Below are 9,938 nucleotides of genomic sequence, written 5' to 3' on the forward strand. Positions count from 1 at the left end.
TTATTCGTATCTTTACAAACGCAATTAAAGAAACCTATATGATATTAATTATTGATGATGACGCAGCTGTCCGTTCTTCGCTTACTTTTTTGTTGAAGCGGGCAGGCTTTGAACCGGAAGCTGTTCCGGGGCCTGAAGAAGCGTTGGTTATTGTGCGCCGGGAAGCGCCCCAACTGATTCTGATGGATATGAACTTTACCTTGACTACGACGGGAGAAGAAGGAATACAGCTATTAAAACAAGTAAAGATATTTCAGCCGGATGTCCCGGTGATCTTAATGACCGCCTGGGGCTCCATTTCGCTGGCTGTGCAGGGTATGCAAGCCGGCGCTTTCGATTTTGTGACCAAGCCCTGGAACAACCTGGTGTTGCTGAAGTCGATCCGTACGGCTCTGGAACTGAATGAGCAGAAGAAGATGCAGAAATCTCCGTTGAACCGGAATGATGCGGACAGTAAATTCCATTTTGAGAAGATTGTCGGACAGAGTGATGCGCTGATGGATGTGCTGGGAACCGTTTCCCGCATAGCACCGACTAATGCTTCGGTGCTGATTACCGGTGAAAGCGGGACAGGCAAGGAACTGATTGCGGAAGCGATCCATGCCAATAGCCCCCGTATGAAAGAGGCTTTCGTCAAGGTCAACCTGGGAGGATTGTCACAGAGCCTTTTTGAGAGCGAGATGTTCGGTCATAAGAAAGGTGCGTTTACGGATGCCTATATAGACCGTACCGGACGTTTCGAAATGGCAAACAAAGGAACTATCTTCCTGGATGAGATAGGTGACCTGGAGTTGTCCTGCCAGGTAAAACTATTGCGTGTATTGCAGGACCAGACATTTGAAGTGTTGGGCGACAGCCGTCCCCGGAAAGTGGATATCCGGGTGGTGAGTGCTACCAACTGCAACCTTCCGGAAATGGTTGCCGCACGTACGTTTCGCGAAGACCTGTTCTACCGTATCAATTTGATCACGATCCATCTGCCCGCCCTTCGCGAGCGGAAAGACGATATTCCTCTGCTGGCCCGTTATTTTGCCGATAAGCAGTCGGAAGTCAACGGTTTGCCTAAAGTCACTTTCTCTTCGGATGCCGTAAGTTTCCTACAACGTCTTCCGTACCCCGGAAATATCCGTGAATTGAAGAACCTAGTGGAAAGAACGATGCTGGTATCCGGTAAATCGTTGTTGGATGTGTCCGATTTTGAAGGACAATGCCTGAACCTGGGGAACAAACAGGCCGTGAGAAAAGGCGGAACCGTCAGTTTTGAGGGGATGACGCTGGACGAGATTGAAAGACAGACCATCCTTCAGGCTTTGGATACACATGAGGGAAATCTCTCGCATGTCGCATCCGCTCTGGGAATCAGCCGGGCAGCCTTATACCGCCGGTTGGAGAAATACGGAATACCTACCGATAAATAAATGATATTCGAATGAGGATAAAAGGATTGTTCTGGATATTGACCGGGTTGCTGCTGACTATTCTGGCAGTTATCACTTACCATGTCTTCTATAATTATTCTTCCTTCATGTTCTTTGTTGTGGAAGGTGTTGTCCTGGTCACGATCTTGTACCTTTTCCTTTTTTACCGGCGTATCATCAAGCCGTTGGATATTATCGGCAATGGTATGGAGTTGCTGAAAGAGCAGGACTTCAGTTCCCGCCTGAGCCGTGTCGGGCAGAAGGAGGCCGACCGTATCGTGGACATCTTCAATAAGATGATGGAACAGTTGAAAAACGAACGCCTGCATCTGAGGGAACAGAATCATTTCCTGGATTTGCTGATCAATGCTTCTCCTATGGGAGTGATTATGCTGAATCTGGATAATGAGATCATATCGCTGAATCCCGCTGCCCGCAAGATGTTCGGACAACCTTTGTCGGTCGATTTCGCCGGAAAATCTTTTACAGAGATAGATTCCCCGTTGGCAGTGGAGTTGGCGCGTATTCCTTTGTATGAATCGCAGACTGTTCGCCTGAACGATGCCAATATATATAAATGTACGCATTCCTCTTTTGTCGACCGGGGATTCCATCACTCATTCTATCTGGTGGAAATACTGACGCAGGAAGTATTTAAGGCAGAAAAGAAAGCCTATGAAAAGGTAATCCGCATGATAGCCCATGAGGTAAATAATACAACTGCCGGTATTACATCTACATTGGATACGTTGGAATCCACTTTCAGCGAGATGGAAAATACGGAAGATATATGCGACGTGTTGCGTGTTTCCATCGAACGCTGTTACAGCATGAGTCATTTCATTACAAACTTTGCCGATGTGGTGCGCATCCCTAAACCGCAAATACGTAACCATGAATTAAATACGGTGGTGACTTCCTGTAAGCGGTTTATGGAGACGGTTTGCCAGAACCGCAACATCCAAATCATTATGGAGCTGGATGAAGTGTCTCCTGTCGTGCGGCTGGATAGTTCGCTTTTTGAACAGGTGCTTGTCAATATTATAAAGAATGCCGCCGAGTCGATCGGGCGCGACGGCAAGATTTACATACGTACTTCACGTAACCCTGTCTGCCTGGAAATAGCAGATACCGGCAAAGGAATAGACAAAGAAACTGAAAAGAAGCTGTTCAGTCCTTTCTTCTCCACCAAACCGAACGGGCAGGGGATCGGCCTGATCTTTATACGCGAAGTATTGCAGAAACAGAACTGCTCTTTTTCCCTGCGTACTTATACGGACGGTTTGACAAGGTTCCGTATATTGTTTGAATAAACCGGGAACAACGTCTATTCCTTGAATGAATAGACGGCTGAGATATTGATAATGTCCTGATGTAGCGGAAGCGTCCAGACAACTGTATTGTCCGGAGTTACTTCTACCAGTAGTGGTTGCGATTTGTCTTTACTATGTCCGTTCCAGTTGCTTATCAGCGTGTTTCCGTTGTCATACCGGACCAGTTCGGCAACAAACAACAAAGAGATGTTCTGTAAGTCGTCGCTTCCGACTTTTCTGACAATCTGTTTGCCGGCAGGGTCTATCTCCACGAAATTATGTGCATCGCCGCAGGATACCAGCCAGTTTCCGTTTTTCAGTATCTGGATGGCGAAGGGATTGCCACCGCATTCGACCCTGTTGATAATTTCCTTTTCTTTAGTCATTTCAACTACTTCCCCTTTTCCCATCAGTGGTATCAGGTAAGTGTTTTGCGGTGTCTTTACAATCTGGCGGAACTGGTCGTGCACACCGGTGATGCTGGTGTCAAACTCAATCTCTTCGACAGGATGACCTTGCGGGTCGAGTTCGATGATGCGGGAAGGGGTGCCGCAGATTGCTAGCATGTAATGGCCGGAAGGCAGCTGGGTTGCGGTGAATAATTCTTCCCCTTTCTTCGCTTTGAAGTCCCACACCGTCTGCTGGTCACGGGTAATCATCCGGGCACCGGAAGTGTAGGCATACAGGATATTTCCTTCCCTGGTTATTTCAACATCGTTGCAGTCTTCCCCTTTGTTAAGCGGGTGACTCCATTCTATCTCTCCTGTTTTTTTGTCGAGAATTGCTACTTGTTTCCAGCCACAGCCGGAAACAAGCAACTTTTCTCTGGTATTGCTGCACGAGCAACAAGTGCTAATTACTACTACAATGCAAAACAGATATTTAAAATAGCGTTCTATCATTCTTCAGTCATTACTACACGGAATCCAACATTATATACTTTCTGATATTCACGGTACGGCAGGCGGAAAGAAGATGTCGAACGGTAAGGACGGTCGTACCAGGAACCTCCGCGTACAACCCGTTTGCCGTTTTCTGAAGACAACTCGTTTCGTCCGTCATTTTCGTTGTACGGGTAAGGCAGATAGGAAGACAAGGTCCATTCCCATACATTTCCGTGCATATCGAACAAGTCCCATGGGTTGCGGACGTAACGTCCTACCGGTTCGGAGATGAAACCTCCGTCGTTGTAAGTCGTGTCGCGTGGGATCCAGTCGTCGTATTTGTTGGGATTCTCTACCACCATGGCGCTTTCGTAGAATTTATAAGCGGTGCAGGCGGCGAACTCTTTCAGCTTGATGTCTCCCAGGTTGGCATAGCGTGAGAAATCGGTCGACATATCACCATACCAGAAAGGCGTATCGCTTCCGGCACGGCAAGCCCATTCCCATTGCGCTTCGGTTGGAAGCGAGAACTTCATACCTGTCTTTTCGGATAACCATTTGCAATACTCCATCGCTTCTTGCCAGGAGATGCGTACGGCCGGTTGGTCGGGATGGTTCATGGAATAGCCTTTGCGTCCGAACTGGTAGCCGTGGCGGTGTTCGTCGCGACTATCGTGTGCCGGGTTATAGGCCCTGAACTGTGCGTTAGTGATTTCGAAACGTCCCATCCAGAAAGGTTTGTCTACCTGTACGATTGTCTGGGGCAATTCGTCCGGATGCCGGTCGCTACCCATGATGAAGGAACCTGCCGGGATTTTCACCAATTCCAAAGTAATACCGTTACCCAGCGGGATGCTTTTCTGGAAGTTACCTAATGCCAATTGCTTCCATTGCGTGTTGTCCCATTGTGCGTATGATTTTTCGGTTGGGTTATAAAGAGGCCATTTAGCCAGCAGGGTATCGCCTAAAAGTTTCTGTTCCTTTTCAAATCTGACGGGTTCTATATTCTGTGGGATTTCCGGTAACCATTCGGCTGTCGATTCCGGGGCACCGAACATTTCGCGGTATAATTCCCGAAGTTCATTACTCTTTTCTGCATCTTCAAACTTCGGAATGTCAGAACGACGTCCGTGGAAAGGAGCATTGAAGTCTATCCAGCAGGCAAGCTTCTCCATAGACTCTTTATCCAGTTTAACGCCGTAATGCCCTTTCTGGAGAATCTGCATCAGTTCGGTCTGATCGGCATGTACGTCCATCGGAACCAGCATGTGCATATCGCTCTCAATACCCGGCCGACGTACGTAACGGTGCAGGTTGGCATACGAAAGTGTAAAATGTCCGCCGTTTTTCCAGGCTCTTCCCGATATGTTTGAAGTCCAGTCATTAATCCATTTGTCTCCTTTCAGGTACGGCTTTCCGGGTTTGTCCTGATTATGGCAGGAGATACAATATTTATCCAAAACGGGTTGTACTTCGTGACGGTAGCTGAATCCTCTCTCTTTTCCGTACCATTCTTTGATGGCTTGCGGTTTTTGCAGGGATGCTTTTGTCCGCTTCGGAATGGCTATTGTTGATTTTTCTTCATGGCAACCGATACAAGAGACCGTTTCGCCCGGCATTCCGGTAAACCAGCTTCTCATAATCTGTAATGCTTTTCCCTCTGCATCCAGCGGTTGTACGAATACGGCCGTATTGGCAGGGATTGTGAACATGGCCGAGCCGTCTTCTTCAACATCCACTTCGCCCAGGATTCGCTTGATGTCCCACGGTCCGTCCATACCAATAGTGCCCAGCAATCCGCCCTGACCCCACGGGCTGAAGCTGAAAGAGCCGATGCGTAGTTTCTTTACTGTACCACGTGGAATACCTTTTAGTCCTTCACCTTCATAAATATCTTGCAGGAAAACAGTGGAAGTTGAAGATGCCAGATTGATACGGTCGGGAATTACATTCGGTGATTTACGACTGTCCATCAACACCGGTTCAAGATAAGCTACGTTCTCCTCTTCAGCAATCAGAGTACGGTTATCGAACGTGTCGACCAGATAAAGTCCCCACAAGCTTTCCGGGTTTTCCTTCATGGAAACCAAAAAGTATGTATCGTTCAATGGATACGGTTGCAGGAACTGCGGCCATATACCGTCGGGCAGGCGGTCGCGAACGACAGCTTCCACTTTTCTGCCGGCATACGGGATTTCGGCAACGACTCCGTCCGCTTCGTGGCGGCCTTTATTGGTATCGATGATCAGCATGCGTCCGCTGCGCGAAACGCTGTGATGACCGGAGGCTATGCCAACCACGGCTGATGGTCGTCCCGGTATGGGGCGAGCATTGAAGAATGAAGTCGGAAAGTAGGAGTTGGAACCATAGAAAGCCGATTGTGTGGTGCCGTCCGGATTCATGGTAAACAGCAGGCGCGAATTGGAATGGGGCAGGTCAGCATACTCCCAACGCTGGTAGAGCACGGTACCGTTGTCCATCATGACCGGTCCCCAATTGCTGTCCTGGTCGTATGTCAACTGACGGGTTTGTTTTGTTTTTGGATCATACAGGAATAGTCCGCACATTTTATTTCCTCCATCTGTACAAGGCAGTCCGAGGAAGGTACCTGTCGAACAGAAGATGTATCGTCCGTCCGGTGTATAGCAACCGTCGAAGCTGTCGAAATCTTTATATGTATCCGGGGTTAGTTGTTGGGTTTTACCTGTGGTCAGGTCGAGTTCGAACAGATGCCAGCGGTCGGAGGTGCCGATGGAAGAAAACATTAGTCTTTTCCCGTCGAAGTGCGGTTCCGGGTCGGTGATGATTTTTCCGTCTTCCGGTTTGTACAGGAGCGATTGTTTTATTTTATCCGGATTGACGGTCAATGAAACAAACTCGTTGGTCCAGCCTGCTTTCGGATTTCCAATCTCCGAATTATTCTGAAAATTGGAAGGGGCGATGCCCAGTTGCCCGCTCATGGCTGTACGGGCCTTATCGCCCAGCGTCCGGCGGATGGCTACCACCTGTTTGTCTGCTAGCAAAGGGTTAGCCAGCAGGGCAGCGTCCAGTTGTTTCAACAGTTTCTTTGCCTGTTTTTCCGCTTTGGGGTCTTTGGCCTTCAAACCGCTGATAAGTGTTTCCTTATCGGTTTTCAGTTCGTTGAGCGCTTTCTCCCAATCTTTATCGGGGCGGTAACTGTCGGGATATTTCTTTTTCAGGTTATCTATTGCCGATTTGTATTTTTCCGGTGAGTAATAGGTAAGCCTGTTAATCAGGCTTTGCCAGGAGTCCTGCGCCGAAAGGAGGAACGGACTACATAGTCCGGACACGATAAGTAATGCTGTTATAAGCCGTTTCATAGTGTAATTAGAATTATGTGATAAGATGAAGTTTAGTAATTACAAAAGTAAAGGCTATTCGGCTATAATCTTTGACAAAATAAGATGAATACTTTGCATAATCCGATATTGTGCATTTAAATATTATTCCTATATTTACACCGGTTAACTAATAAATGTCTGATATGCTTGTTTCTTATTCTCCATACGACCTGTCGTTGCCCTTGCTTTATGCCGACTATTCCCGGGTTGAAACCTGGTGGAATTATCAGGATGTCATCAGTCCGTTTTACCGACTTTACCTGATTACGAAAGGGAAAGGAAAAGTCTATATTAATCAGAAGGGATACGAATTATTGCCCGGGCAACTTTTCCTTATACCCAAGTTTGCTTTCCATAGTTATGAATGTGATGATTTTATGGAGCATTATTATATCTGTTTTTTCGATGAGACGAAAGGAGGGAAAGGTATCAGCAATCCGATGAAAATGGATTTGCAGGTCGAGGCTACCCCGATGGATTATTCCCTGATGGAACGTTTTCTGGCGTTGAACCCGTATAAGTCGTTGCCGACGTCCGACCCGAAGCATTATGATAACGACAGGAATATTTATACCCGGGAAGATGAGGTTTCGGTTTCGACATTCTCCAACCTGGTGGAGAGTAGCGGTATCCTGCTGCAACTGTTTTCCCGCTTTATAACGGAAGAGTGTTTGCTTTCACCGGAGGCGAACAGCTTGTATGAAAAACTGGATGTGGCTATACAATATATAAATAAGCATCTGGACAAGCGTATCTCTGTTTCGGTCTTGGCTGATTTGATGTGTATTACTCCCGACCATTTCTCCAAAGTCTTTAAACGGATTATTGGCATGCCCCCTTGCGAATATATCCAGATGAAACGAATCGAACGGGCACAAACTTTACTGCTTACTTCCCATATGTCGATTATCGAAATTGCGGAAAAAGTAGGCATCACCAATCTTTCTCAGTTTTCCCGCTTGTTCTCAAAAATGGTCCGTTGTTCCCCGAGAGAGTATCGTGTGAAACAATTCAATGAATTGAAGTCGGATAATCATCCTATGTGAGTTGATGTGTTACATGCCCGATTATGCCGTATATAAGGTAGGGACACGAACTTCTACTGATGTCAAAAAAAGGATTATCTTCGAAAAAAGGATGTAGGCAGTGTTCTTTTTCGTACTTTTGTCAGAGTCATTATCCGGTTAAAATAAAAAATGTATGAGCAGTAAGATTTACCCCATCGGCATACAGAACTTTGAAAGTCTTCGCAAAGACGGTTATTTCTATATAGATAAAACGGCGTTGATCTATCAGATGGTGAAAACAGGACGTTATTACTTCCTGAGCCGTCCGCGCCGCTTTGGTAAAAGTCTGATGATTTCCACCCTCGAAGCCTATTTCCAAGGAAAGAAGGAACTGTTTGAGGACCTGGCAATGGAAAAGCTGGAAAAGGATTGGATAAAGCATCCGATACTGCATCTGGATCTCAATATCGGGAAATATGATACACCGGACAGCCTTGATAAAATCCTGAACGAAGCTCTTCTGAATTGGGAAATCCTTTATGGTACAGGCCCTGGAGAGGTTACTCTTGCCTTGCGTTTCAAAGGTGTTGTGAAACGTGCCTGTGAGCAGACCGGCCAGCGCGTTGTTATCCTTGTAGACGAATACGATAAACCTTTACTGCAAGCCATAGGTAATGAGGCTTTACAAAAGGAATACAGGAATACCCTGAAACCGTTTTATGGCGTGCTCAAAACAATGGACGGTTGCATCAAATTCGCTATATTGACAGGTGTCACGAAGTTTGGTAAGGTAAGCGTTTTCAGTGATCTGAACAATTTAATCGATATTTCGATGGATGAACGTTATGTCTCTTTGTGCGGAGTAACTGGGCAGGAGATACGTGATAACCTGAAAGAAGATTTGCAAGAACTGGCTGATAAGCTGAAAATGAGTTACGAGGAAGCGTTTGCCGAATTGAAGAAACGTTATGACGGTTATCATTTTGTGGAAAATACTGAAGGTATCTATAATCCATTTAGTTTATTGAATACCTTTTACAAGATGAAGTTTGGTAGTTACTGGTTTGAAACAGGCACCCCTACCTACCTTGTGGAATTATTGAAACGCAGCCACTATGATCTGGAACGTATGGCACATGAAGAGACTGATGTCGATGTGCTGAATAGTATTTATGGCGATGAGCAGCCTATCCCGGTCATTTTCCAGAGTGGTTATCTGACGATAAAAGGGTATGACGAGGAATTTGGCCTTTATCGTCTCGGTTTTCCCAATGAAGAGGTGGAAGAAGGTTTTATCAAATTCCTGATGCCTTTCTACACACGGTTTAATAAGATTGAAGCTCCGTTTGAGATACAGAAATTTGTCCGCGAGATACGTGCTGGCGAGATCGATACCTTTTTCCGCCGCCTGCAAAGTTTCTTTGCTGATACGCCTTATGAGTTGGTAAAAGATCTGGAACTGCATTATCAGAATGTGCTCTTTATCGTCTTCAAACTGGTTGGCTTTTATGTAAAAGCGGAATACCATACATCCTATGGCCGCATCGACCTTGTCCTGCAAACAGATAAATACATTTACGTCATGGAGTTTAAACTGGATGGCACGGCAGAGGAGGCCTTGCAGCAAATAAACGAAAAACAGTATGCACAGCCCTTTGAAGCGGATGGACGTAAATTGTTTAAAATAGGTGTCAATTTCAGTGCGAAGATCCGTAATATCGAAAAGTGGATTGTAGAGTGACTGAGTAAAAGAGTGAAATAAATACGTCCGGCCAAATGAGGTATTCAGTTTTACCTCTTTTGCCGGACGATTTGTGTATTGTTGTTATTTATGCGAATCAGGAGTTGAAAACAGCTTCTGATTCAGGTTTTAAAAATTTATAATTCAGTTAATTATCTCATTGTTTTATTTTATATTCTCCTTGAAAATCAATATATTAGAGTAATAATTCCA

Annotated in this window: 6 protein-coding genes; 4 read left to right on the plus strand and 2 right to left on the minus strand. The window is 45.9% G+C overall.

From position 1 onward, the window contains the following. Positions 1-38: 38 nt before the first annotated feature. Both NBH15_RS13295 and NBH15_RS13300 read left to right on the plus strand, forming a co-directional pair. Positions 39-1,418 (plus strand): sigma-54-dependent transcriptional regulator, encoded by a 1,380-nt coding sequence (locus NBH15_RS13295; protein WP_128134307.1) that lies wholly within the window; start codon positions 39-41, stop codon positions 1,416-1,418. 11 nt (positions 1,419-1,429) lie between these two features. After that, the gene (locus tag NBH15_RS13300; RefSeq protein WP_250822817.1) at positions 1,430-2,731 is read left to right on the plus strand and encodes a sensor histidine kinase; all 1,302 of its coding nucleotides are present in this window, start codon (positions 1,430-1,432) and stop codon (positions 2,729-2,731) included. A gap of 14 nt (positions 2,732-2,745) precedes the next feature. On the opposite strand, the gene NBH15_RS13305 is transcribed toward NBH15_RS13300, so the two are convergent. Continuing rightward, positions 2,746-3,633, minus strand: coding sequence for a beta-propeller domain-containing protein (locus NBH15_RS13305; RefSeq protein WP_128134305.1), 888 nt, complete (start codon positions 3,631-3,633; stop codon positions 2,746-2,748). Beyond that, positions 3,630-6,956, minus strand: coding sequence for an SUMF1/EgtB/PvdO family nonheme iron enzyme (locus NBH15_RS13310; RefSeq protein WP_128134304.1), 3,327 nt, complete (start codon positions 6,954-6,956; stop codon positions 3,630-3,632). The genes NBH15_RS13305 and NBH15_RS13310 overlap by 4 nt, the downstream gene beginning before the upstream one ends. Positions 6,957-7,120: 164 nt before the next feature. Here NBH15_RS13310 and NBH15_RS13315 point away from each other — a divergent pair, with 164 nt between their 5' ends. Then, positions 7,121-8,023 (plus strand): AraC family transcriptional regulator, encoded by a 903-nt coding sequence (locus NBH15_RS13315; protein ID WP_244050864.1) that lies wholly within the window; start codon positions 7,121-7,123, stop codon positions 8,021-8,023. Positions 8,024-8,177: 154 nt separating this feature from the next. Further along, positions 8,178-9,725, plus strand: coding sequence for a PD-(D/E)XK nuclease domain-containing ATP-binding protein (locus NBH15_RS13320; RefSeq protein WP_244050865.1), 1,548 nt, complete (start codon positions 8,178-8,180; stop codon positions 9,723-9,725). The last annotated feature ends 213 nt before the right edge of the window (positions 9,726-9,938 follow it).

The organism is Parabacteroides caeci, from assembly GCF_023656795.1.
Taxonomy (GTDB): Bacteria; Bacteroidota; Bacteroidia; order Bacteroidales; family Tannerellaceae; genus Parabacteroides; species Parabacteroides segnis.